This is a genomic window from Limnohabitans sp., from assembly GCF_040401135.1.
In the GTDB taxonomy this organism is placed as follows: domain Bacteria; phylum Pseudomonadota; class Gammaproteobacteria; order Burkholderiales; family Burkholderiaceae_C; genus Limnohabitans.
Genome location: NZ_JBBAOV010000027.1, coordinates 6,827 through 29,677, shown reverse-complemented (window position 1 = coordinate 29,677; position 22,851 = coordinate 6,827). Strand labels below are relative to the sequence as shown.

Genomic DNA, 22,851 nt, shown 5'->3' with positions numbered 1-22,851 from the left:
CGTGCAGCCGAAGCGAGCCCAGCAAAAACTAAGCAACAGTCCTCTGGCGACGCGCTTCATACAAACACACGCCACTGGCCACCGACACATTCAAGCTTTCCACCCCACCACACATGGGAATGCTAATCAGCTCGTCACACGTCTTGCGTGTGAGCTGACGCATACCGTCACCTTCAGCACCCAACACCAAAGCGGTAGGACCTTTGAGGTCGACTTGGTACAAAGTTTTGGGCGCATCGTCGCTGGTGCCAATGATCCAAATGTTGCGCTCTTTCAGCTCGTTCAAGGTACGCGCCAAATTGGTCACCATAAAATAAGGCACCGTTTCAGCCGCTCCGCTGGCCACTTTGGCCACCGTGGCGTTGATGCCCACGGCGTGATCTTTCGGAGCGATCACCGCATGAGCACCCGCACCATCGGCCACGCGCAAACATGCGCCAAGGTTGTGCGGATCGGTCACCCCGTCAAGCACCAAGATCAAAGGCGATTCAATTTTTTCGATACCTTCCAGCAACTCGTCGAGCGAGTGAACCATCTTGATTTCACTCACACGCGCAGCCACACCTTGATGGCCGTGACCGCCTGAGAGCTTAGCCAAACGAGGGCCATCGGCCTCGATCAAACGGATACCCGCTTCGGTGGCACGATCCACAAATTGACGCATGCGCGCATCGCGGCGTGTGGGATCGAAATAGATTTCGATAACGGATTGCGGCGCTGTTTTCACGCGCACACCAACGGCATGAAAGCCGAAGAGAACTTTGGGGGCTGAGGACATAGGGAGTGATTATCCCTTGACCTGCCCCGCTTCAATCGTGATGGCTTGGTCGCACCGCGCCGCTAGCTTTAAATCATGCGTCACCAACACCAGCGTGGTGCCCAATTCTTTGTTGAGTTCAAACATCAAGTCCATGATGCGCTCGCCGCTGGCGTGGTCTAAGCTACCCGTAGGCTCGTCGGCCAACAACAACGTGGGTTTAACCACAAAGGCACGGGCCAAGGCCACGCGTTGTTGCTCGCCGCCCGACAGCACCTTAGGGTAGTGGCCCAAGCGCTCGCCCAAGCCCACGCGGACCAGCATGTCTTTGGCGGTGGCTCTGGGGTTAGGCAAGCCCGCCAGCTCCAGCGGCAGCATGACGTTTTCTAGTGCGGTCATATTGCCTAAGAGCTGAAAGCTTTGAAACACAAAGCCCACTTGACGTGCACGCACGGCGGCGCGTTCGTCTTCGTCCATTGCAAACATATCCACGCCACCTAGCCACACCGTGCCCTGCGTGGGCGTGTCCAGCCCCGCCATGATGGACAACAAGGTGCTTTTGCCCGAGCCCGAAGCGCCCACGATGGCTAAGGATTGCTGAGGTGCCAGGGTGAAGTCGATATCGCGGAGAATGTGCAGATTGCCGCTGGCGTCTTGCACCGATTTGGACAAATGCGAGACAGCCATCAACGGAGAAGACGATGTGGATAATTTACTAAATGAAGGCGTGGTCATGAGTCGCAATGGGTTGTTAAGACGTGACTTTAACTTGGGCGCTCTGGGCGCAACTTTGCTGGGGACTTTGAGCCTCGGAAAAGCCGCGGCGCAACAAAGCATCATCACCTCCACCGGTCAAGGCATGGAAGGCGAAATCACCTCTACTAACCCCCACCGCCGCCGTGGTCAGCCCCCACAAAACAACGTGCCGCCGCCCGGCTCTGCCCCTGCACCCGGGACGTTGCCTGCGGCCACTATTTTGGTGTTGGGTGATTCTCTCAGTGCCGAATACGGCATAGCTCGCGGCAAAGGCTGGGTGGCTTTGTTGGCCGACAAACTGCAAGTCGAGCGCCCCGATGTGCGCGTGGTAAATGCCAGCATCAGCGGCGACACCACCGCCGGTGGTCGCTCACGCCTGCCCGCTATGCTGGACCAAGTGCGCCCTGTGCAAGTGGTGATCGAGTTGGGAGGCAACGACGCCCTGCGAGGCCTGGATCTTGACAGCACACACAACAACCTAGAAGCCATGATTCAAGCTTGCCGCGCCGTCAACGCCCGCGTGGTGTTGGTGGGCATGCAGATACCGCCCAACTACGGGCCCGATTACAGCGCCAAGTTTGCAGTGATGTTTGTCAACCTAGCAAAAAAACATCGCACAGGACTGGTGCCATTTTTCCTCAAAGGCGTGGCCGATGTCCCCGAGGCGGCCACTCTGTTTCAACCCGACCGCATCCACCCCAAAGCAGAAGCGCACCCGCGCATGTTGGCCAACGTGTGGCCCGAAATCAAGAAGAATTTATAAAACGTGAGTGTGAACTTTATTTCGGCGCAAGACGCCTTGGCCCGAATGGCCATTCCCCTCGGCTCACCCGGCGGCTTCAGCACCATCATCGACGCACGCAGCGAAGACGAATATGCGCTCGACCATTTGCCACACGCTGTCAACTGGCCCTCGCTCAACAACGAAGAGCGCATCTTCGTGGGCACCCTGTACAAGCAACAGGGTGCGTTTGAAGCGCAAAAACATGGGGCAGCCATGGTGGCCGCCAATATCGCTCGCCACATCCAACGCGAAGTGTTGGACCTCCCCAAAAACTGGCAGCCACTTATTTACTGTTGGCGCGGCGGTAAACGCAGCGGTTCGCTGTCGATGGTGCTGGGGCAAGTTGGCTTCAAGGTCAACTTGATCGAAGGCGGCTACAAAGCCTTTCGTGCGGCCATGGTGGAAGATATTCCTAAACGTGTGGAACCGCTGCAATTCAAAGTCATCTCTGGCCCCACGGGCTCGGGCAAAACACGTTTGCTTTATGCACTTGCTGCAGAAGGTGCGCAGGTGCTGGACCTAGAAGACTTGGCCTGCCACCGCAGTTCGGTGCTGGGCCACATCCCAGGCCAGCCCCAGCCTAGCCAAAAACGATTCGACACACTCGTGTGGCAAGCCCTGCGAAGCTTCGACTCTGCGCGTCCCGTGTTTGTGGAGTCCGAAAGCCGCAAGGTGGGCAACTTGTCTATCCCCGAATCGCTCATGCTGGCCATGCGCGACAGCCCATGTTTTGAATTGCAAATTAGCCTTGAGGAACGCGTGGCATTGTTGATGGAAGACTACAAATTTTTTGTGGACGACCATGACTCGTTTTGCCGCCGCCTAGATGCGCTGGTGGCCCTTCGTGGCAAGGCCGTGGTTGATGCATGGAAAATGCAAGTTGCCACGGGTCACATTGAGAACGTGGTGCGTGACCTGCTGGTGCTGCACTACGACCCAACCTATGCCTCATCGATGGTGCGCAACTTCACACAAACAGGCCAGGCCAAAGCGTGCGTGGCGGCTGACCGCCATCCAGAAAGCTTGCACAAAGTAGCACAGGCTTTGTGCCTGCAAGTGGGCGCTTAAGGCCTCACAGCGCGTTGGCTTCGGTCACGCGCACCGAGCCGCGGTAAGCGTGCCAGCTGGCAAAGCCCAACCAAGGCCCTACTACCAGCAAACCAACAGCTGATGGCAGCAACGCCAGCACCACCAACGCGATGATGAGTAACCCCCACACCATAGACACCGCTGTGTGATCCACAAACACGCGCATGCTGGTGATGCACGCGGTGATGGCGTCCGTGTCGCGGTCCAAAATCATCGGTATAGACACCATCATGCTGGCAAACACCAAGCCTGCAAAAAAACCACCCACGCAAATGTAGGCGGCAATGAATTCCCAGTTTTGCGGGTTAAACACGGCCTCTAACACCGAAGCCGTGTTGGGCATACCGCCCGTGTTGAAGAACACAGCAAACACAACCAACGAGGCTCGGCCCCAAAGCAATTCAAGCACCACCATGACCATGATGAGCATGCCCATGCTTTTCAAATGTGATTCCCAGCAAGTGAGAGAGCTCACCATGCTAGGAGGCTTGCCACGTTCCATATGCATGCTCACGTCATACAAACCCATCGCTAAAAAAGGACCCATGAGCAGGCAACCAGACACAGCAGACAAGGTGTACTCAGGGTTGCTTTTAAAAACATACAACACCATCAGCGCCATGAGCCAAAAACAAATACCGTAAAACAAGGTAATCCAAGGCTTAGAGACCATGTCACAGAGCCCCATCCAAAGCCATCGAAATGGATCGCTAAAACGAATAGAGGCTATATCGATGCGGTCTTGATTCTCATCGGGTACCAGTTGCTGCATATGCTCCCCTTGTGTTTTGTGTTGTTCTAGGAATTCAAGTTGACTTGTCGCAGCGCTTGCAAGATATCTTTTTGTAAATCGTTCACGTGTTCAAGGCCAATGCAAAACCGCACCACCTGTCCACCTTGCATGTGTTCGGTAGACAGCTTGCGACTAGACGCCATGTTGTAGGGCATCACCAAACTCATGGGTCCACCCCAGCTGTAACCGATCTTGAACAGCTTGAGGCTATCGCAAAAAGCATCCACTGCGTGAGCGGGAAAACGTGCATCCACCACCACACTGAAAATGCCAGCGGCCAAACCTTCGGGCTCTTGCGGCGTGACACACAGTTGCTGCCAATGTGCATGTCCGGGTGAACTGCTCAAGGCAGGATGCAGCACTTGGCTAAATGCTAATTGCGAAGCACACCAATTAGCCAAGGTACGTGCTGTCGTATCTTGCGCTTTGTAGCGCAACGGCATACTGGCCAATGAGCGCAACACCATCTCAGCATCGTTCGCTCCCACACCTGTGCCCAAACGCATGTGCGTGAGTTTCAACACACGCGCTAATTCATCGCTGCGCGTGACGATGCTGCCCATCAAAACATCGCCGCCACCGCTTGGGTATTTGGTGAGCGCATGGATGGTCAAGTCCACGCCCAAGGTTGGTTGCCCTTGAGCACTCTGCCCTGGCGTGAGGTCAAACGCATTGAACGCAAGGCCTGCGCCCCAAGTGTTGTCGAGTGCGCACAGCACACCGCGTGCTTTGCACAGTTGCACTAAGGCAATCAGGTTTGGAAACTCCATCGTCACCGAGCCGGCTGCTTCTAGCCACACCAAACGTGTGCGCGGTGTGATGCGTGAGGCCAAGTCGTTCACATCCAACGGGTCGTACACCTGATGCGTGATGCCAAACTGCGACAACTCCCCCTCGGCCAGCGACTTATTGGGCGCGTAGGCGTTATCAGGAATCAACACCTCGTCACCTGTTTTGAGCAACGCGAAATCTACATGTGCAATGGCGGCCAAACCACTGGGCGTGAGAATGCAATGCGTGCCGCCTTCGAGCGTGGCCAAGCGTTCCTCGAGCGTGAACGTGGTGGGCGTGCCGTGCAAGCCGTAGGTGTAAGCCGACTTGTCCATCCAATCGCGCGTGCGCATGGCCGCCACGTTGGGAAAGATCACCGTAGAGGCCTTAAAAACGCCTACTTGCGGTGCTTCAAATTCAGCGGGTGGTTGATAGGCGTGATGGATGAGTTCGGTGCTGCGTGACATGCACCGATATTAAACCTTCCACTTCTCCAACAAAGCCGCTGGACGCATGTTGTCATACGGTTCAAACGGTTGGTGAATCCATGGATTGGTGGGTAAATAATCGACCGAAAAGTCAGGCGCGAAGGCTGACACACCCTTGGTCCAAATTACGGCAGTGCGCATTTCGGTAATGGGCGCGTAGTTGTTTTTAAGCTGGTCCACCACCGCTTTCAACGTGTGGCCGGTATCAGCTAAATCGTCCACCAATAACACCTTGCCAGCGATTTCGCCTTTGGGTGTGGTGATGAAGCGGGCGATATCCAAGTGGCCTTGCACAGTGCCTGCATCAGCGCGGTAAGAGCTGGTGGACATGATGGCCAAAGGCTTGTCAAAGATGCGCGACAAGATGTCACCAGGACGCATACCACCCCGGGCCAAGCACAAGATGGTGTCGAACTCCCAACCAGATTGGTGAATTTTGATGGCGAGTTTTTCGATAAGGTTGTGGTACTCGTCGTACGACACATACATGTGTTTGCCGTCTTCAGTCAACATGATTGATCCTTTAAAAAATTAAGCGATGTAGGGGTGGGTCAGCAAAATCGTGTGATCACGGTCTGGGCTGGTCGACACCATGTGGATGGGCACGCCCGTGGTTTCGGCAATGCGGTTTAGGTAATGTTGTGCAGCCTTGGGTAACTGGTTGTAATCAGTCACGCCCACGGTGGTGTCGCTCCAGCCGGGAATGGTCTCGTAGATAGGTGTGCAACGCGAAATCTCGTCTGCACCCATGGGCAAGATGTCGATGGTTTCGCCGTCCAGCTGGTAGCCGATGCACAAGAGCAATTCGGTCAAGCCGTCGAGCACGTCGAGCTTGGTGATGCAAAGGCCAGTTAGGCCGTTAACTTGGGCGCTGCGCTTGAGCAAGGCAGCGTCAAACCAACCGCAGCGACGCGCACGACCGGTGGTGGTGCCCTTTTCGGCACCAATGGTGGCCATGTGATAGCCAGGGGTGCCCTCTTTTTCCCAATCGAGTTCGGTCGGGAATGGGCCGCCGCCTACGCGGGTGCAATACGCCTTAGTGATGCCCAAGATGTAGTGCAGCATGCCAGGGCCCACGCCCGCGCCTGCTGAGGCGTTGCCAGCCACGCAGTTGCTAGAGGTCACGAAGGGGTAAGTGCCGTGGTCCACGTCCAGCAAGGTGCCTTGCGCACCTTCAAACAACAGGTTGGCACCGGCTGCGTGGGCTTCGTTCAGCTCACGAGAGACGTCGGCCACCATGGGCAAAATTTCTTTGGCATAAGCCATGGCTTCGTTGTAGACCGCGTCAAAGTCCACCGCAGTTGCATGCAAGATGTCAGTTAATACATGGTTGTGCAACTCAAGGTTCTCACGCAGTTTGGTGGCGAAGCGCTCGGGGTGCTTGAGGTCTTGCACGCGTAAGGCGCGGCGTGCAATTTTGTCTTCGTAGGCGGGGCCAATTCCGCGACCTGTGGTGCCAATTTTGGCGGTACCGGCTTTCTCTTTGGCGGCTTCCCGTGCAATATCAATCGCTGCGTGGTAGGGCAAGATGAGTGGGCAAGCTTCGCTGATGCGCAGGCGTGAGCGCACTTCAACGCCGGCTTTCTCCAAGCCAGCAATTTCTTCGAGCAGCTTAGGTGCTGATAACACCACACCGTTGCCGATGTAGCACTTCACGCCGGGGCGCATGATGCCGCTGGGAATCAAATGCAAAGCTGTTTTGACACCATTGATGACCAAGGTATGGCCTGCGTTGTGACCGCCTTGAAAGCGAACCACGCCGGTGGCAGTTTCGGTCAACCAATCGACCAATTTGCCTTTGCCTTCGTCACCCCATTGGGTGCCGACGACTACGACGTTACGGCCTTTAGTTGCAGCCACGGTTTTTCCTTGGGGTGTGCTCATTTCCACTCGATTACTAAAAAAATTAAAGGGCTTGAACAGCTGGAACAGCTTGAACTGCCCACTGGCCAGCAACTTCGATCAGTTCACGATCGCAGTTAAATTCATCAACTTCACTCTCGTGGCCTGGCAACACGCAAACCACGGTTTCGCTTTGGGCACGCAGGCGGGCAATGGCCTCACGCAAACCTTTGGCCGTGCCCCAAGGCGCACGAATGGCGGCTTTGAGGGGGCGCTGGGGTACCACGCTGACCAACTCTTTCAGGTCTAAACTAAATCCTACGGCGGGACGCTTACGGCCAAACACGGCACCGACTTCGTCATAGCGGCCACCGCGCACCAAAGCGTCACTGGCACCTTGAACATAAATGGCAAAGCGCACACCGCTGTAATAGGCGTAGCCGCGCAAATCGGCCAAGTCAAAGGTCAGCGCCACATCGCTCAAGTCGGCTGCAATTTGGCGCATCTCAGCCAAAGCTTGCAGGACGATAGGCCAGGCGGCAAAGGCTTTATCGGCCTGGATCAACACCGAAGCGTCACCATACATGCCGACCAAAGCCACAAGGGCCTCTCGCACGTTTGCAGGCAAATCTTTGCTGAGCGTTTGAACGCTTGACATGTCTTTGGCGGCTAATGCGTTGTGCAAGGCATCGCGTTCTAGTGCGCTCAAGGTCACGTGGGCCAACAAAGCAGGCACGATACGCGCATCACTCAAGTCGAGCGTGAATTGGTTGATCGACACAGCCTTCAAGCTATCTAGAGCCAAGTGCAACACTTCGAGGTCGGCTTCGATACCGGCATGACCGTAAATTTCAGCACCAAACTGCAACGGCTCTCGGGTGGCAAACGGTCGGTCTGGGCGAGTGTGCAGCACAGGACCGCAGTAGCACAGGCGCGTCACACCAGCACGGTTGAGCAAATGGGCATCAATGCGGGCAACTTGTGGTGTGGTGTCTGCGCGCAAACCCAAGGTGCGGCCAGAGAGTTGGTCGACCAATTTGAAGGTTTGTAAATCAAGTGCGCGGCCAGTGCCGGACAACAAGGACTCTAGGTATTCGAGCAACGGTGGCATGACCAGCTCGTAGCCAAAGCCCCTCGCTGTGTCAAGATATAAACGACGCAGCTCTTCGATGTGCCGGGCCTCAGAAGGCAGAACATCGGCGATGTGATCCGGCAGAACCCAAGCAGACATGTAATAAAGGGAGGCTGTTAAAAACCGAATTTTACAGGGCTTATCCCCCTTAACCCAGCCACCCAAGCATCAAAAGTCCAACCAAGATACAAGCCAAGCCGAAAAAGCGAATTTGACCGTCGTGGAGCACCATGAGTTGCGACATTTTGTCGCGCCAACCTTGGGGCGACAAAAACGGGAAGATACCTTCAAAAATAAGCATCAGCCCGAACGCAAACCACAGCGTATCGCTGTCAAAACTCATACAAGACGCCTGTTACTTCTTAGGCGCTGGAGAGCTGCCACTGCCGCTGCTACGCAAGGCTTTGAAGAAATCACTTGAGGGGTCTACCACCATCACGTCGCTCTTTTTGCTGAACGTCGTTTTATAGGCTTCTAAGCTGCGATAGAACTGCGCAAAGCTGGCATCACGACCGAACGAGTCAGCATACAAACGCGCGGCTTCGGCATCGCCCTCACCTTTGATTTTTTGCGCCTCGCGGTAGGCGTTGGCTACGGCCACTTCACGTTGACGGTCGGCATCGGCGCGGATTTTTTCGCCTTCAGCGGCACCCGTGGAACGCAACTCGTTGGCAACGCGCTTGCGTTCAGCTTCCATGCGGCGATAAACCGATTCGGTAATGGCGTCCACATAATCGGCGCGGGTGATGCGCACGTCAATCACGTCCACGCCCCAAGGCTTGGCGCCTTTGACGGCGGTCAAGACTTCACGCTTGACATCGGCCAACAACTCATCGCGCTTGAGCGAGAGCAACTCTTTAACGGTGCGCTTGTTGATTTCCTCTTGAAACGCATTGCGAACCACGCGGGCTAGTTGCACAGCGCCTGCGTTTTCATCTAAACCCACGTTACGGATGTACTGCGACGGGTCAGTGATGCGCCAACGGGCATACCAATCGATGACCACGCGCTGCTTTTCAGCAGTCAGCATGGGTTCGGTGTCGGCATTGTCAAGCGTGAGCAAGCGCTTGTCGATGTAGCTTACGTTTTGAAAAGGCGGTGGAAACTTGAAATTCAAACCAGGCTCGGTGATGACGTTCTTGATTTGTCCGAAGGAGTAGACCACGCCAAACTGGCGTTGATCCACCACAAACAGCGTAGAGCTGAGCAGCGCCAAGGCCACGAAACCAGAGGAAATGTATAAACCAATTTTGTTTTGTTGCATGTTCTTATCCCCTATCAACGGCCATCACGGTCGCGTGAGCGGCCATCGCGTGCACGAACATCGCCAGCAGGCGCGCTGGTGTTGTTGGCGGCATTGTTTTGTGCAGCATCAGCGGCAGCAGGCGCTACGGCACTAGATTGACCGGCTTGTTGAATGATTTTGTCCAAAGGCAAATACAACAGATTTGAGCCTTGCTTGGTGTCCACCAGCACCTTGGTGGTGTTGGTGTAAATCTGTTGCATGGCGTCGATGTACAAACGGTCACGCATGACTTGCGGTGCCTTTTGGTATTCGGTCACCAAAGACTTGAAGCGTTGGGCATCACCCTCGGCTTGCGCCACGATACGCGATTTGTAACCATCGGCTTCTTGCTTCAAGCGCGAAGCTGCACCCACAGCGCGGGGCACCACATCGTTGGCATAAGCTTCGGCTTCGTTCTTGGCACGTTCGCGTTCTTGACCTGCTTTAAGCACATCGTCAAAAGCGGCTTGCACTTGCTCTGGAGGGCGAACGCCACCTTGTTGCAAGTTAATGCCCACCACCTCGACGCCCACTTTGTATTGGTCCAAAATGGCTTGCATGATGGTGCGAATACGTGGGCCAATTTGGTCACGCTCGTCGGACATGGCGGCGTCCATCTTCATCTTGCCCACCACTTCGCGTACCGCTGTTTCGGCGGCTTGCACCACGGTGTCGGTGGGGTTCTTAGTTTCAAACAAATAGGCCCGTGCGTCAGTTAAGCGGTATTGCACGGCAAATTTAATTTCGAGGATGTTTTCGTCTTCGGTCAGCATGGCTGACTCGCGCAAGCCCGTGGACTTGACGATGGTGTCACGCCCCACATCGACCGAGCGAATTTGCGTCACAAACACCAGTTCTTGGCGCTGGAACGGATAAGGCAAACGCCAGTTGAAACCAGCACCCACGGTGGAGTGGTAACGGCCAAACTGAGTAATCACGGCTTGCTGACCTTCTTGCACGATGAAAAAGCCAGTGCTCAGCCAAATGGCCAAAACCACAGCAGCTATCAAACCCAGCCCCAAACGAGGGAATTTGAAATTGGGGCCGAAGGGGCCGCCATTGTTCGGTGGCTCAGAGCCACCCCTTTTGTTACCGAACAGCCCCGTCAGCTTGGCATTGAAATCACGCCACAGCTCATCCAGGTCAGGTGGTCCTCCCCCGCCAGAGGGCGGGCGTTTGGGTTGGTCTTGAGGCTTTTGGCCTTCGCTGGAAGGCGGGATGGGCTGCGTGCCTTTGGGGTCAAAGGTGGGGTTGCCATCTTTGTCGCGGCCCCATCGGCCATCGTTGAGGTTGAACATGCCGAGCAGTCGAGCGCGCCAAGATTTAGGGCTGACCGTGTGGGAGTTGAAATTCATGCGCATGGTTGTTAGTTCTATGAAGTCTTTGATTGTGCCTAAGGATTCAAGTCTTAATCCAATTCCCACGATTTAACATGGTCTTCTGGCATGCTAGATAAGGCTTCTTGTGCCAAAAACTCACGCAAAGCCGCCAAACCCTCGCCCGTTTGAGCGCTGACAAAAAAACGTGGAACGATCAGTCCATCCACCTGGAAATGGTCATGCATCTGTAATGGTCGAGTTTCCGGGCTCATGGCGTCAAGCTTGTTGAACACCAATACCTGCGGCACATCGGAAGCGCCAATCTCTAACAAAACCTTTTGAACCTCGTCCATTTGCTCGGGGTAGTTGGTGTTTGAAGCGTCCACCACGTGCATAAGAAGCGTGGCATCGGCAGCCTCTTGCAAGGTGGCTTGAAAGGCATCGATCAAACCGTGCGGCAAATCACGGATAAAGCCCACAGTATCGGAGAGCGACACCGAGCGTCCCGTGCCGTCGGCATTGCCCAAATAAAGCTGGCGCGTAGTGGTGTCGAGCGTGGCAAACAACTGGTCAGCCGTATAGGCTCGCGCTTTGACCAAAGCATTGAACAAGGTCGATTTACCTGCGTTGGTATAACCGACCAGCGAAATGGTGAAGGCATCTCGGCGGTTGCGCTGGCGGCGTTGGGTGTTGCGTTGCTTTTTGACTTTTTCAAGACGCTCGCGGGTGCGTTTGATCGAATCGTTAATCATCCGGCGATCTAGCTCAATCTGCGTCTCGCCAGGACCACCGCGCATGCCGATGCCGCCGCTTTGACGCTCCAAGTGCGACCAACGGCGCACCAGCCGAGTGCTGAGGTATTGCAACTTAGCCAGTTCTACTTGCAGTTTGCCTTCGTGACTGCGAGCACGTTGGGCGAAAATTTCTAAAATCAATAAAGTGCGGTCGTACACCGCCACGCCCATGTGGCGCTCAAGGTTGCGTTGCTGCGCAGGACTAAGTGACTGGTCAAACAAAATCTCGGTTGCCCCGTGCATGAGAGCCAACTCTTTGATTTCGTCAGCTTTGCCGCTGCCCACAAAAAGCGCGGCGTCAGGCGCTTTGCGCTTGCAGGTGAGACGTGCCACTGGCTTCAAGCCCGCGGTTTCGGCCAGCAGGCCTAGCTCTTCTAGCTCAGTATCGAAATGCGGCAAACCGAAATCGACGCCCACCAAAATGGTCACGCCCGCAGTTGTTTGAGTTGTGTCGTTCAAGCGGTCAGTCTGAAAAATGAGGCGTCAAAAATAAGGCGTAAAAAAAGGGCTAGAAAGCCCTTTTTGCAGAGCGTTCAAGCTCAGACTTCAGGCGAACTGCCTGTACCGTCGGTGGGGTTGAAGTTGACAGCGCGACCAGGCACGATGGTCGAAATGGCATGTTTGTAAACCATTTGAGTCACGGTGTTACGCAGCAACACCACATATTGATCAAAAGATTCAATTTGGCCCTGCAGCTTGATGCCATTGACCAAGTAAATGGACACGGGCACATGCTCGCGGCGGAGAATATTCAAAAATGGGTCTTGCAACAGGAGGCCTTTGTTCTTTGAGTTGTCGGTGTTCACGATATGGTCCGTGTCTGGTAGGTTGAAAGAAATCAACGTTACCACAGAGCCCTAATCCCCTCAGGGTCAGTCGTCTTTGCCTGCGTAAGGGTTGCTTGAAGTCTTCATCTCAATTCGCAGGGGGGTACCTTCTAAATTAAAGGCCTTACGAAAACGACCTTCCAAGAACCGTTTGTAGGTTTCGGTCACATGCTCGAGCGAGTTGCCGTGAATCACGATGATGGGCGGATTCATGCCGCCTTGGTGGGCATAACGAAGTTTGGGGCGGTACATGCCGCCGCGCTGAGGCGACTGAAACTGCACGGCTTCTAGCAACAAACGGGTAAGCAAAGGTGTCGGCATCTTGCACATGGCCGCCTTGTGCGCTTGCGCAATGGCGCCCCATAACGGACCTAAACCTTGACGTTTTTTGGCCGATATAAAGTGCATGGAGGCGAACTTCAAAAACGGCAAACGGGTCTCAATCGAACGCATCAGCAACTCGCGCTGGTAAGAGTCAACCGCATCCCACTTGTTCACAGCCATCACAACGGCTCGGCCACTTTCCAAAATGTAGCCCGCGATGTGTGCGTCTTGATCGGTCACGCCTTGGGTGGCATCGAGCAAGAGCAAAACCACATTGGCCGACTCAATCGCTTGCAAAGTTTTAACCACTGAAAACTTCTCGATGGCTTCAAAGACCTTGCCTTTGCGACGCAAACCCGCCGTGTCGATGAGTTCAAACATTTGACCATTGCGCTCAAACGGCACGCTGATAGCGTCACGCGTAGTGCCCGGCATGTCAAAAGCGACCAAGCGCTCTTCTCCCAACCACGTGTTGATGAGGGTAGATTTGCCCACATTGGGACGGCCTGCCACGGCTAGCTTGATGATGCCGCTGTCAACATCTGCGTCGTCTTCAGTCGGATCAGCTAAATTCAAGGGGGCCAACGCACTGGCCATCATGTCGCGTATGCCTTGGCCATGCGAAGCGGACACAGGCAAAACTGCACCCAAACCCAATTCGTAAAACTCAACCAGCTGAGCGCCTTCGGTCATGCCCTCGGCTTTGTTGGCCACCAAAATCGTGGGTTTACCTAAACGGCGCAAATAGTTTGCAATGTCGTGGTCTTGGGCCGAAATGCCACCACGGGCATCCACGACAAACACCACCACATCGGCTTCGGCCACGGCTTGCTGGGTTTGACGCGCCATCTCTTTGTAGATGCCTTGGTCAGCGGTGGGCTCAAAGCCTCCGGTGTCGATGACGATGAATTCGTGTTTCTCAAAACGAGCGTTGCCGTAGTGACGATCACGTGTCAGGCCTGCAAAGTCAGCGACGATGGCGTCACGCGTTTTGGTCAAACGGTTAAACAACGTGGACTTGCCAACGTTGGGGCGGCCCACAAGGGCCAATACGGGTTTCAAAACTTAATCCTTTAACATTCCCAATTAAGGGATTTGGAGGCCCGTCACGCGACCTTCGCGTGTGACCACCACATAGCGCCCACCTGCCATGACAGGGGCGGTTGCCAACTCTTCTGAGTCAAGCTTGATACGGTTGAGCAATGCACCATCGGCCAGCGACAGCAAATACAGCCAGCCCCCGTTGTCCGCAACTAAAACACCACGCGGCGTCACCAGCGGTGCGCTCAAGATGCGGTATTTCAGGCGCTCGGTATCCCACAAGCGTTCACCTGTGGTGCGACTCCAAGCTTGCACCACGCCGTTGGACAAAGGTGTAATGAGCAGCGTGGCGTTGCCGCTTACGCCCATTTCGCCCACGGAGGGTCGGGTCCACAGGCCTTGGCCGCGCTCGGCATTGACACAACCCACCGAGGTTTGGAAAGCGCGCACGCAGACCACATCACCCACGCGGTCAAACGGGCCAACCAAGTCAACCAAACGCTCAATGTCGTTGGTACCACGTGGTGTGGCAATGGCTGACTCCCAGCGAATCACACCCGTGTTGGGGTCAAGACCTACCAATCGGCCAGACAAGCCCACCAGCAGCGTGTTCTTGAATGCCAACAACACGCCTGCTTGCTTCAACACCAAAGGCTCACCGGGGCGTTGTTGGGTCCAAAGTTGACGGCCTGTCGCACCGTCAAATGCAATCACCGAGCGGTCAGCCGTCAGCACAAACACGCGAGCACCGGCCACCAAAGGTGCGGTGAACGATTGGGCAGGCATGGTCTTGCGCCACTGCACTTTGCCGTCTTGCAGAGCGACCAGTTCATTGTTGCGGGTTACCACAGCCAACAACTGGCCATCGCTGCCCACACCTGCAGAAATAGCTTGGTCCAACTTCAAACGCCAAATGTCTTTGCCAGTCTTTGCATCCAGCACAGCCACCACACCTTGGCTGTTGGCCAAAGCAACGCGGTCTTCACGGGCTGACACGACCAAAGGAAAGTCGATCTTGCCCACGTTGGCAGTCCAACTATTGGCCATGTCTTGCAACACGGGCACGCCCTGAATGTCGGTGGGTTTAGGACGCGAGGTGCCCGAGCATGCGGCCAGGGCCAGACACACACCAGCGAGCGTAAAGCGCATCAGGAATATCCAGCGAGATGAGGTTGTAGTCACTTTTTGCTCTCCAAAGCCGCTGCTTCTTCAGGGTCAGCGCCTAAAGCGGCCAGTTTGACGGCCACCAATCGGCGGTACTCGGCGTTGGGCTCAAAGCCCTTCCACGCATTTTTGTAATGCTGAACCGCTTCGGCAGGTTGAGCCTGCAACATGGCCAAGTCGCCCAAACGGTCAGACATCAAAGGCGCAAAGGCTTCAGGGGTTTTGGCAGTGAGCTGTTTGCGGGCCTCGTCAAATGCCTTGTCTTCCACCAACAAAGCAGCCAAACGCAAACGCGCCAAAGCTTGGTAGCCCTCGTCGCTGGCTTTGTCAATGACCCAACTCAACTGCACTTTAGCGTCGGCTTTGCGATCTCTGTCGTTGTAAACACGCGCGGCCAACAAGGCAGCTTGTTGCGCATAGGTGGTGCTGGCGAACTTGTCTTTGATATCGCCGACCGAACGGTCGAGCAATGCAATGTCGCCACCGATGGCTGAGCGCTCCACTGTGTCGTACAAAGCCGCGGCTTGGGTCGATTGTTTGGCTGTATAGGACTGCCAGCCTATCCAAGCAGCATAGCCACCTAAAACGGCAATCAGTAACCAAGTGATGAGATCGCCCCAGCGCTTCCAAAAGTGCTTGAGCTCATCCAGTTGTTCTTGTTCTTCGAGGTCGAGAGGTGATGCCATGGTGATAAGGGATTGACTAAAAATTGTGCGAATTGTAGGGTGAGGCTTGGTTTAGCCAAGGTTTGAGGCTAGGACACGCCTTGCGCAAGTTTGGTGGCCACGCGAGCGGCCACGTCGGCCAAGGGCACAGCCTCTTGAGCACCTGCGCCATCACGCAAGGACTTGAGGGTGACCTCACCACGGGCCAACTCGTCGCCACCAAAAATGAGCGCGAACTGTGCGCCGCTGCCATCGGCCTTTTTGAACTGAGATTTCATGCTACCCATCCCCTCGCCTGCAGCCATTCCATGCGCCGCATGCATTTGCACAGACACGCCTTGCGCGCGCAAGATTTGAATGGTTTTAAAGACAACAGGCAAGGCCGAAGCATCAGGCACGATGGCGTACACATCTGGCCCCACAGCCTCGGGCAATGTGCCCTGCTCTTTGAGCAACTCCAGCACACGCTCCACGCCCAAAGCCCAGCCCACAGCAGGCGCGGGCTTGCCACCCACTTGCTCAATGAGATAGTCGTAACGCCCACCACCGCAGATGGTGCCCTGTGAGCCCAAACGGTCGGTCACAAACTCAAACACGGTGAGGTTGTAGTAGTCCATGCCACGCACCAAGCGAGGGTTGATGCGGTAGGCCACGCCGCTGGCATCCAAAATGCCTTTGACCGCGCTGAAGTGAGCCAGCGAAGCCTCTCCCAAGAAATCAATCAACTTTGGCGCGGCTTCAACCACGGCTTGCATGGCCGGATTTTTGGTGTCTAAGATGCGCAGCGGATTGCTGTGTAAGCGGCGCTTGGCTTCTTCATCCAGCACATCGGCATGGGCCTCTAAGTGGGCAATCAAGGCTGTGCGATGGGCTGCACGCTCGTCGGGTTGGCCCAAGCTGTTCAGCTCTAAGCGTACGTCTTGCAAACCCAGCTCTTGCCACAGCGTGGCGGCCAACAAAATAAGCTCGGCATCCAACTCAGCGCCAGGAAAGCCCAAGGCCTCTGCGCCAATTTGGTGAAACTGGCGATAGCGGCCGCGTTGTGGGCGCTCGTGGCGAAACATCGGACCCATGTAATACAGACGCTTGCCGCCGTCGTAGAGCATGTTGTGCTCAACCACCGCACGTACCACGCCCGCAGTGGATTCGGGGCGCAAGGTGAGTTGCTCGCCGTTCAAGCGGTCTTCAAAGGAGTACATCTCCTTTTCAACAATGTCGGTCACCTCGCCCAAACCACGCACAAACAAAGCCGTGTGTTCAACAATCGGCGTGCGCAGATTGCGGTAGGCGTGACGCGCCATCAAACCACGCACTTTGTCTTCCAACCATTCCCACTGGGCGGAGGCCGGTGGCAACAAATCGTTCATGCCTTTGACGGCCGTCAGCGCTTGAGCCTTGGCTGGCTTGATTGATTTCACGGTCTCAGCCGTGTTAATTGATGTGGGTTCAGAGGTCACGTTAGAGTCCAGAGGTCTTCATCGCGCTTGGGGTTTAGCCGAAGCGTTTTTCAATATAAGTTTCAACAATTTGGTGAAACTCTTGCGCGATGTTGTCGCCGCGCAAAGTCATGGCTTTTTCGCCATCAATAAACACGGGTGCTGCAGGCGCTTCACCGCTGCCAGGCAGGCTGATGCCGATATCAGCGTGTTTACTCTCACCAGGTCCATTCACGATGCAACCCATCACCGCCACCTTGAGGTTTTCAACCCCAGGGTATTGGGTACGCCAGACAGGCATTTGAGCGCGTAAGAAGTCATCAATTGACTTGGCCATTTCTTGGAAGGTAGTGCTGGTAGTTCGGCCGCAACCGGGGCAGGCGGTGACGCTGGGCACAAAGGTACGCAGACCCAAGGCTTGCAAAATTTCTGAGGCAATCACCACCTCTTGCGTGCGGGCCTCTCCGGGCTGGGGCGTGAGCGACACACGAATGGTGTCGCCGATGCCCTCTTGTAGCAAGATGGACAAGGCCGTGGCTGAAGCCACGGTGCCCTTGGTGCCCATGCCTGCCTCGGTCAGGCCCAAATGCAGCGGATAGTTGCAGCGCTGGGCCAACTCGCGATAGACCGCAATGAGGTCTTGCACACCACTGACTTTGCAGCTGAGCAAAATTTGGTTGGCCGACATGCCCATGCTTTGGGCCAAGGTGGCCGAGTCGATGGCCGAGGTAATCAAAGCCTCATACATGACTTGCTTGGCCTCAAAGGGTTGGGCACGCAAGGCGTTTTCATCCATCAACCTAGCCAGCAATTCTTGGTCTAGGCTGCCCCAGTTCACACCAATGCGCACGGGTTTGTTGTAGCGCAGGGCCGCTTCAATCATTTGGCCAAACTGTTTGTCGTGCTTGTCGCCCTTACCCACATTGCCGGGGTTGATGCGGTACTTAGAGAGGGCCTGCGCACAGTCTGGGAAGTCGGTGAGCAAGCGGTGTCCGTTGTAATGAAAGTCGCCGATCAAGGGAACGTTAACACCCATGCGGTCCAGTTGCTCACGCACATGCGGCACGGCAGCCGCAGCTTCGGGCGTGTTGACTGTGATGCGCACCAGTTCTGAGCCCGCCAAAGCCAGCTCTTTGATTTGAATAGCAGTGCCAATCACGTCCACCGTGTCGGTGTTGGTCATGGACTGCACGCGCACTGGCGCATCGCCACCCACTGTCACCACATGCTCGCCCCAAGACACACGAGCTTGCAGGCTGCGTCGTGCTTTGGGTTGCGATAAATCAATGCCTTTAGATGGTTCGTTATTTGCCATTAGAAACTCCTGATGCACTCGCGGGTATTGCCGCGCTGGCAGCTTGTGCAGATACTGCTGCTGAATGAACCGTCGTCACCACCACATGGGTGGACTTGCTGTCCGCCGCAGGTGCCGCCTCTTGTGTGGAAGGCAAGGCTGTGTTTTGGCTCGCTACTGGAACAACGAGGGTACCCGCAGCGGGCTCCTCCTTGAATACCAACAAACCATAAATTTCAGGCCACCAGCCAATCATCAAAGCCAATACCAAAACTAACAATGCTGCCCAACGCATGGGCGTGAACATGCGGGTCACGGTCAAAAAGTTGGACTGAGGCAAGAACGACGGACGGTCCAGTGGAAAGTCCAAGCCACGCTCGTTTTTAGCCGCTAAGCGCGACACATCTTGGCTAGGCAACAAGACCAAAACGGGAGCCGCATCAACCTTCAACTGACGACACACAGCCAACGCCAACGCACGGGCAAACATGGCATCGGGCAACTCGTCCAAGTGGTCGGCTTCCAACGCTTCAAGCTTGGCAGGTGCCACACGCAGGGCATGTGCCAATACCTCCAGATTCAAGCCTTGAGCTTCACGGTATTGCCTTAGTAATGCGCCTGCTGATGTGCTGTGAATGATGTAGGGGACTATTTGTTCGGTCATCGGTTTTAATTTTTCTTGACGCTCGCGTGATGTTCACGCCGAGTTGGCTGGGGTCGTTAATTATTGCGCTGGGAGGCGCAGTGGGTTGTCGGTAATGAGCAAGGCCCTTGCTTTACAAAGTGCTGTGGCTTGACGGGATTTATCGGCTTGGCGATAGTTGGACTGAGCCAAGGCTTGGTCAAACTGAGCTTGCGCATCCGTAAATCGGTTTTGCTCGCACAAGAACCAACCGTAGTTGTGTTGAATGGCAGCCAAATCTGCAGTGCGCACGGGTGACTTTGAAGCCAGCGAAATGGCTTGCTCAAAACTTGCCTGCGCTAAAACAGGGGCTTTTTCACGCTGATGAATAAGCCCAAGCAAACTGTAGGCTTCGGCAAATTGTGGGTCGATTTGCAAAGCGGCTCGCACTTCTTGCTGAGCCACGTCGTTTTGGTTTTGCTCGTAATAAGCGCTGGCTAGGCTCAAACGGCGCATGGCGCGTTGGCGTGTGCTATCGGGCTCGGCCTGGGTGAGTGTGTCAAGTTGTGGGCCAGCAGAGCGGCAAGCGCTCAAGCCACATACAGCAAAAAACAACAGGCCCATGCTGGCCACCCAACGCCAAGCACTCATGACGCCACCTGTGTGAGCGTAATCACGCGTTGCTTAGCCATGCGCTCATCCACCTTGGTGCGGTCTTTCACATCGCCCGCCAGCTGGCCGCAGGCAGCGTCAATGTCGTCGCCGCGCGTCTTGCGCACGGTGGTAATGATGCCCGCCTCACTGAGCTGCGCCGCAAAAGCTTTGACCGTGGCCGCGCTTGAGCGCGTAAGGCCCGAGGCTGGGAACGGGTTGAACGGAATTAGGTTGAACTTGCAAGGCACAGGCTCGCCAATACCTCTACCTTGTTCGCGCTTGGGCTTGACCAAATCAATCAAAGCCTGTGCGTGTTCGGGTTGATCGTTCACACCGTCCAGCATGCAATATTCAAAGGTGATGAAGTCACGTGGGGCGTGCGCCAAATAACGGCGGCACGCGTCCATCAACTCGTGCAAGGGGTATTTGCGGTTAAGCGGAACCAGGTTGTCACGCAAAGCGTCGGTGGGCGCATGCAGCGATACCGCCAAGGCCACAGGTGCGTCAAGACCCAAACGGTCCATCATGGGCACCACGCCAGAGGTAGACACCGTCACGCGGCGGCGCGATAGGCCATAACCGTGGTCATCCAACATGGCACGCAAAGCTGGCACCAAGGCGCTGTAGTTTTGCAGCGGTTCGCCCATGCCCATCATCACCACATTGGAAATGACGCGCTCGGAGGTGTTGAATTGTTTGCGCAGCGTGTGCTCGGCAAACCACAGCTGCGACAAAATTTCGCCAGTGGTGAGGTTGCGGCTAAAACCTTGATGGCCCGTAGAGCAAAAACGGCAGCCCACCGCACAACCTGCTTGAGACGAGATGCACAAAGTGCCTCGGTCATCTTCGGGAATAAAAACGGTTTCAACGGCGTTGCCATCGCCGACATCGAACAGCCATTTTGTGGTGCCGTCGGCAGAGTCGTGTCTTGAAATGGGGGTCAGTGGCTGCACCTGTGCACAGGTCTTCAGCTTTTCGCGCAACGACTTAGCAAGATCAGACATTTGATCAAAGTCTTGTGCGCCTTTTTGGTGGATCCACCGGAACAACTGTGTGGCGCGAAAGCGTTTTTCGCCCAGCTGTTCACAAAAAACGGCCAAACCGTCGAGATCAAAATCAAGCAGGTTGGCCGTCATTTTTATTCGCCAACGCAGGGGTTGCCCACTGCGTCGATTGGCTTTTAGTGACCGTAAACGTTCAGGCCAGCGAAGAAGAAGCCGATTTCAACAGCGGCAGTCTCAGCGGCGTCAGAACCGTGCACAGCGTTGGCATCGATGCTGTCAGCGAAGTCAGCGCGGATGGTGCCAGGAGCAGCGTCTTTGGGGTTGGTAGCGCCCATCAAGTCACGGTTTTTCAAGATCGCGCCTTCGCCTTGCAACACTTGAATCATGACAGGGCCAGAGATCATGAAATCAACCAAATCCTTGAAGAAAGGACGTGCGCTGTGCACAGCGTAGAACTGCTCGGCTTCGCCGCGTGACAGGTGTGCCATGCGTGCAGCGATCACTTTCAAGCCAGCAGCTTCGAAACGTGCGTAAATTTGGCCGATGACGTTCTTAGCAACTGCGTCAGGCTTGATGATGGAGAGAGTACGTTCGATGGTCATTTGGAATTTCCCTGTATTGACTGTGATTGAAACTTTTGTGCGCGATGTGCGTAGCCTGCTATTTTAACCGTTTCAAGGGATTTCCCTTGAAAAGCCAAGCGTTTTTGGGGTGTCTGCCGTGTGATTTAACGACCGCGATTACCGCCAGAGCCACCTGAGCCCCCCGTCGTGCCACCACCCGAGCGACCGCCACCAAAACCGCCACCGGCCGAGCCACCTCGGCGCGGGCCACTGCTAGAGGGACGAGGACCGCCCACCAAGCCGGCTTTGAAGGCTTTTTGGCCGTCTTTTTTGCGTTGACGCTCCACCGCATAGCTATCTGCACCGATGTAACCCACCGAGGTTTGCATAGGGTCTGGCTGAGGTGCACGCTCTGGCAGCTTGCCACCACGGCGGCGCTCGCTACGCACCAAGCGCTCTGGGCCGCTGTTGCGCTCTTCGGGAGCGCGCGGCGTGGATGGACGTGGGCCAATGCTGTTGCCACGACGACGACTGCTGGCACGTTCGGTGCGGTTGTTGTGTGACGGGCCGCTATGCACGGGGGCTTCGGCACCCGCAGCTTCCATCAGGGCTCGTATGTCGCGCTCACCCAGTTCTACAAACGCGCCGCGCTTCAAACCGCGTGGCAGCACCATGGCGCCGTAGCGAATGCGAATCAGGCGGCTCACAGCGTGGCCCACGGACTCGAACATGCGACGCACTTCGCGGTTGCGGCCTTCAGAAATGGTGACGCGGTACCAACAGTTGGAACCTTCACCACCCCCCTCTTCGATCGAGCCAAATTGAGCTGGCCCGTCGTCGAGTTGAATGCCGTTGATGAGCTGTTCTTTTTGATCTTTGCTGAGCTTGCCCAGAGATCGCACTGCATATTCGCGTTGCAAACCAAAACGTGGGTGCATCAGCTGATTGGCCAATTCACCAGAGCTGGTGAACAGCAACAAGCCTTCGGTGTTCAAGTCCAAACGACCCACCGATTGCCATTTGCCTTGATACAAACGTGGCAAACGACGGAACACGGTGGGACGGTTTTGCGGGTCGTCGGTGGTCACAACTTCGCCGGCAGGCTTGTGGTACGCAATGACGCGCGGAGGCGGCGGTGCAATGCGCACCTTGATGGGCCGTCCGTTGACCTTGATTTGGTCACCAAACTGCACACGTTGGCCGGTATGGGCCACTTCGTTGTTGACAGCCACATGCCCTTCGGCAATCAGTCGCTCCATCTCGATGCGTGAGCCCATGCCAGATTGAGCCAAAACTTTGTGCAATTTGGGAGACTCGGGCTGAGGCAAAAGCACGCGCTTTTCGGGTGCAGCTTCGGCACGGATGAGCTCGGCATCGAACTCGCCAGACACGACGTCTTCAAAATCAAAAGTCGTTTCGTCGTCGTCCAAAATCTCGTCGTTGGGTT

24 protein-coding genes are annotated in these 22,851 nt (G+C 55.6%); 2 read left to right on the top strand and 22 right to left on the bottom strand.

Translation table 11 applies throughout. The features are described from left to right. Positions 1 to 28: 28 nt before the first annotated feature. The gene (gene rlmB, locus ABWP81_RS08605; protein WP_353141078.1) at positions 29 to 778 is read right to left on the bottom strand and encodes a 23S rRNA (guanosine(2251)-2'-O)-methyltransferase RlmB; all 750 of its coding nucleotides are present in this window, start codon (positions 776 to 778) and stop codon (positions 29 to 31) included. 9 nt (positions 779 to 787) lie between these two features. Beyond that, positions 788 to 1,492 carry an ABC transporter ATP-binding protein gene (locus tag ABWP81_RS08600; RefSeq protein WP_353141076.1) on the bottom strand — a complete coding sequence of 235 codons (705 nt, stop codon included), beginning with the start codon at positions 1,490 to 1,492 and terminating at the stop codon, positions 788 to 790. 124 nt (positions 1,493 to 1,616) lie between these two features. On the opposite strand from ABWP81_RS08600, the gene ABWP81_RS08595 reads away from it, so the two are divergent. Together ABWP81_RS08595 and mnmH are read left to right on the top strand one after the other, a co-directional pair. Next, positions 1,617 to 2,276 carry an arylesterase gene (locus ABWP81_RS08595; protein WP_502905530.1) on the top strand — a complete coding sequence of 220 codons (660 nt, stop codon included), beginning with the start codon at positions 1,617 to 1,619 and terminating at the stop codon, positions 2,274 to 2,276. Between the two features lie 3 nt (positions 2,277 to 2,279). Then, on the top strand, positions 2,280 to 3,365 hold the full coding sequence (gene mnmH / locus ABWP81_RS08590) for a tRNA 2-selenouridine(34) synthase MnmH (RefSeq protein ID WP_353132320.1): 1,086 nt from the start codon (positions 2,280 to 2,282) through the stop codon (positions 3,363 to 3,365). A gap of 4 nt (positions 3,366 to 3,369) precedes the next feature. Here the strand turns inward: mnmH and ABWP81_RS08585 are convergent, their stop codons facing one another. From ABWP81_RS08585 to ABWP81_RS08490, 20 genes are all read right to left on the bottom strand, one after another. Next, a complete protein-coding gene (locus ABWP81_RS08585) occupies positions 3,370 to 4,158 on the bottom strand; it encodes a DUF2189 domain-containing protein (RefSeq protein WP_353141074.1) in 789 nt (262 codons plus the stop codon). Positions 4,159 to 4,184: 26 nt separating this feature from the next. Beyond that, positions 4,185 to 5,417, bottom strand: coding sequence for a PLP-dependent transferase (locus tag ABWP81_RS08580; protein ID WP_353141072.1), 1,233 nt, complete (start codon positions 5,415 to 5,417; stop codon positions 4,185 to 4,187). 9 nt (positions 5,418 to 5,426) lie between these two features. Further along, positions 5,427 to 5,951, bottom strand: coding sequence for a phosphoribosyltransferase (locus ABWP81_RS08575; protein ID WP_353132314.1), 525 nt, complete (start codon positions 5,949 to 5,951; stop codon positions 5,427 to 5,429). A gap of 18 nt (positions 5,952 to 5,969) precedes the next feature. Continuing rightward, a complete protein-coding gene (locus ABWP81_RS08570) occupies positions 5,970 to 7,322 on the bottom strand; it encodes an adenylosuccinate synthase (RefSeq protein WP_353132312.1) in 1,353 nt (450 codons plus the stop codon). 22 nt (positions 7,323 to 7,344) lie between these two features. Beyond that, positions 7,345 to 8,511 (bottom strand): ATP phosphoribosyltransferase regulatory subunit, encoded by a 1,167-nt coding sequence (locus tag ABWP81_RS08565; protein WP_353141070.1) that lies wholly within the window; start codon positions 8,509 to 8,511, stop codon positions 7,345 to 7,347. A gap of 49 nt (positions 8,512 to 8,560) precedes the next feature. Further along, positions 8,561 to 8,755, bottom strand: coding sequence for a DUF2065 domain-containing protein (locus ABWP81_RS08560; protein WP_353141068.1), 195 nt, complete (start codon positions 8,753 to 8,755; stop codon positions 8,561 to 8,563). 12 nt (positions 8,756 to 8,767) lie between these two features. Beyond that, on the bottom strand, positions 8,768 to 9,676 hold the full coding sequence (hflC, locus tag ABWP81_RS08555; RefSeq protein ID WP_353141066.1) for a protease modulator HflC: 909 nt from the start codon (positions 9,674 to 9,676) through the stop codon (positions 8,768 to 8,770). A gap of 14 nt (positions 9,677 to 9,690) precedes the next feature. Beyond that, entirely contained in the window at positions 9,691 to 11,052 is a 1,362-nt protein-coding gene (gene hflK, locus ABWP81_RS08550) for an FtsH protease activity modulator HflK (protein WP_353141064.1), read from the bottom strand. Positions 11,053 to 11,105: 53 nt separating this feature from the next. After that, positions 11,106 to 12,269 (bottom strand): GTPase HflX, encoded by a 1,164-nt coding sequence (hflX, locus tag ABWP81_RS08545; protein WP_353141062.1) that lies wholly within the window; start codon positions 12,267 to 12,269, stop codon positions 11,106 to 11,108. Between the two features lie 80 nt (positions 12,270 to 12,349). Continuing rightward, positions 12,350 to 12,616: an RNA chaperone Hfq gene (gene hfq, locus ABWP81_RS08540; RefSeq protein WP_108282567.1), complete on the bottom strand. Its 267-nt coding sequence runs from the start codon at positions 12,614 to 12,616 to the stop codon at positions 12,350 to 12,352. Between the two features lie 66 nt (positions 12,617 to 12,682). Further along, the gene (gene der / locus ABWP81_RS08535) at positions 12,683 to 14,023 is read right to left on the bottom strand and encodes a ribosome biogenesis GTPase Der (RefSeq protein ID WP_353132300.1); all 1,341 of its coding nucleotides are present in this window, start codon (positions 14,021 to 14,023) and stop codon (positions 12,683 to 12,685) included. 24 nt (positions 14,024 to 14,047) lie between these two features. Then, positions 14,048 to 15,151 carry an outer membrane protein assembly factor BamB gene (bamB, locus tag ABWP81_RS08530; RefSeq protein ID WP_353141060.1) on the bottom strand — a complete coding sequence of 368 codons (1,104 nt, stop codon included), beginning with the start codon at positions 15,149 to 15,151 and terminating at the stop codon, positions 14,048 to 14,050. Positions 15,152 to 15,180: 29 nt separating this feature from the next. Next, on the bottom strand, positions 15,181 to 15,852 hold the full coding sequence (locus ABWP81_RS08525) for a YfgM family protein (protein ID WP_353141058.1): 672 nt from the start codon (positions 15,850 to 15,852) through the stop codon (positions 15,181 to 15,183). Positions 15,853 to 15,920: 68 nt separating this feature from the next. Next, on the bottom strand, positions 15,921 to 17,198 hold the full coding sequence (gene hisS, locus ABWP81_RS08520; protein WP_353141089.1) for a histidine--tRNA ligase: 1,278 nt from the start codon (positions 17,196 to 17,198) through the stop codon (positions 15,921 to 15,923). 124 nt (positions 17,199 to 17,322) lie between these two features. Beyond that, entirely contained in the window at positions 17,323 to 18,582 is a 1,260-nt protein-coding gene (gene ispG / locus ABWP81_RS08515) for a flavodoxin-dependent (E)-4-hydroxy-3-methylbut-2-enyl-diphosphate synthase (RefSeq protein WP_353141056.1), read from the bottom strand. After that, positions 18,572 to 19,225, bottom strand: a complete 654-nt coding sequence (locus ABWP81_RS08510; RefSeq protein ID WP_353141054.1) for a helix-turn-helix domain-containing protein — start codon at positions 19,223 to 19,225, stop codon at positions 18,572 to 18,574. Before ABWP81_RS08510 ends, ispG begins: the two co-directional genes overlap by 11 nt. Positions 19,226 to 19,285: 60 nt before the next feature. Further along, entirely contained in the window at positions 19,286 to 19,834 is a 549-nt protein-coding gene (locus tag ABWP81_RS08505; RefSeq protein WP_353141052.1) for a tetratricopeptide repeat protein, read from the bottom strand. Then, entirely contained in the window at positions 19,831 to 20,973 is a 1,143-nt protein-coding gene (gene rlmN, locus ABWP81_RS08500; RefSeq protein ID WP_353141050.1) for a dual-specificity RNA methyltransferase RlmN, read from the bottom strand. The genes ABWP81_RS08505 and rlmN overlap by 4 nt, the downstream gene beginning before the upstream one ends. A gap of 44 nt (positions 20,974 to 21,017) precedes the next feature. Continuing rightward, a complete protein-coding gene (ndk, locus tag ABWP81_RS08495) occupies positions 21,018 to 21,443 on the bottom strand; it encodes a nucleoside-diphosphate kinase (protein WP_353132286.1) in 426 nt (141 codons plus the stop codon). A gap of 125 nt (positions 21,444 to 21,568) precedes the next feature. Further along, positions 21,569 to 22,851: pseudouridine synthase (locus tag ABWP81_RS08490; RefSeq protein WP_353141048.1), on the bottom strand; the 1,283-nt coding region annotated here is incomplete at its 5' end.

What these genes read in the sequence shown, in the direction of transcription:
- ABWP81_RS08595 (WP_502905530.1), top strand. Translation starts at nt 1,617, where the DNA reads ATGGAAGGCGAAATCACCTCTACTAACCCCCACCGCCGCCGTGGTCAG.
- hisS (WP_353141089.1), bottom strand. Translation starts at nt 17,198, where the DNA reads ATGAACGATTTGTTGCCACCGGCCTCCGCCCAGTGGGAATGGTTGGAA.
- ABWP81_RS08575 (WP_353132314.1), bottom strand. Translation starts at nt 5,951, where the DNA reads ATGTTGACTGAAGACGGCAAACACATGTATGTGTCGTACGACGAGTAC.
- ispG (WP_353141056.1), bottom strand. Translation starts at nt 18,582, where the DNA reads ATGGCAAATAACGAACCATCTAAAGGCATTGATTTATCGCAACCCAAA.
- ABWP81_RS08560 (WP_353141068.1), bottom strand. Translation starts at nt 8,755, where the DNA reads ATGAGTTTTGACAGCGATACGCTGTGGTTTGCGTTCGGGCTGATGCTT.
- ABWP81_RS08585 (WP_353141074.1), bottom strand. Translation starts at nt 4,158, where the DNA reads ATGCAGCAACTGGTACCCGATGAGAATCAAGACCGCATCGATATAGCC.
- rlmB (WP_353141078.1), bottom strand. Translation starts at nt 778, where the DNA reads ATGTCCTCAGCCCCCAAAGTTCTCTTCGGCTTTCATGCCGTTGGTGTG.
- ABWP81_RS08565 (WP_353141070.1), bottom strand. Translation starts at nt 8,511, where the DNA reads ATGTCTGCTTGGGTTCTGCCGGATCACATCGCCGATGTTCTGCCTTCT.
- ndk (WP_353132286.1), bottom strand. Translation starts at nt 21,443, where the DNA reads ATGACCATCGAACGTACTCTCTCCATCATCAAGCCTGACGCAGTTGCT.
- ABWP81_RS08570 (WP_353132312.1), bottom strand. Translation starts at nt 7,322, where the DNA reads ATGAGCACACCCCAAGGAAAAACCGTGGCTGCAACTAAAGGCCGTAAC.
- bamB (WP_353141060.1), bottom strand. Translation starts at nt 15,151, where the DNA reads ATGCGCTTTACGCTCGCTGGTGTGTGTCTGGCCCTGGCCGCATGCTCG.
- ABWP81_RS08505 (WP_353141052.1), bottom strand. Translation starts at nt 19,834, where the DNA reads ATGAGTGCTTGGCGTTGGGTGGCCAGCATGGGCCTGTTGTTTTTTGCT.
- ABWP81_RS08510 (WP_353141054.1), bottom strand. Translation starts at nt 19,225, where the DNA reads ATGACCGAACAAATAGTCCCCTACATCATTCACAGCACATCAGCAGGC.
- ABWP81_RS08525 (WP_353141058.1), bottom strand. Translation starts at nt 15,852, where the DNA reads ATGGCATCACCTCTCGACCTCGAAGAACAAGAACAACTGGATGAGCTC.
- ABWP81_RS08580 (WP_353141072.1), bottom strand. Translation starts at nt 5,417, where the DNA reads ATGTCACGCAGCACCGAACTCATCCATCACGCCTATCAACCACCCGCT.
- hflC (WP_353141066.1), bottom strand. Translation starts at nt 9,676, where the DNA reads ATGCAACAAAACAAAATTGGTTTATACATTTCCTCTGGTTTCGTGGCC.
- ABWP81_RS08600 (WP_353141076.1), bottom strand. Translation starts at nt 1,492, where the DNA reads ATGACCACGCCTTCATTTAGTAAATTATCCACATCGTCTTCTCCGTTG.
- rlmN (WP_353141050.1), bottom strand. Translation starts at nt 20,973, where the DNA reads ATGACGGCCAACCTGCTTGATTTTGATCTCGACGGTTTGGCCGTTTTT.
- hflK (WP_353141064.1), bottom strand. Translation starts at nt 11,052, where the DNA reads ATGAATTTCAACTCCCACACGGTCAGCCCTAAATCTTGGCGCGCTCGA.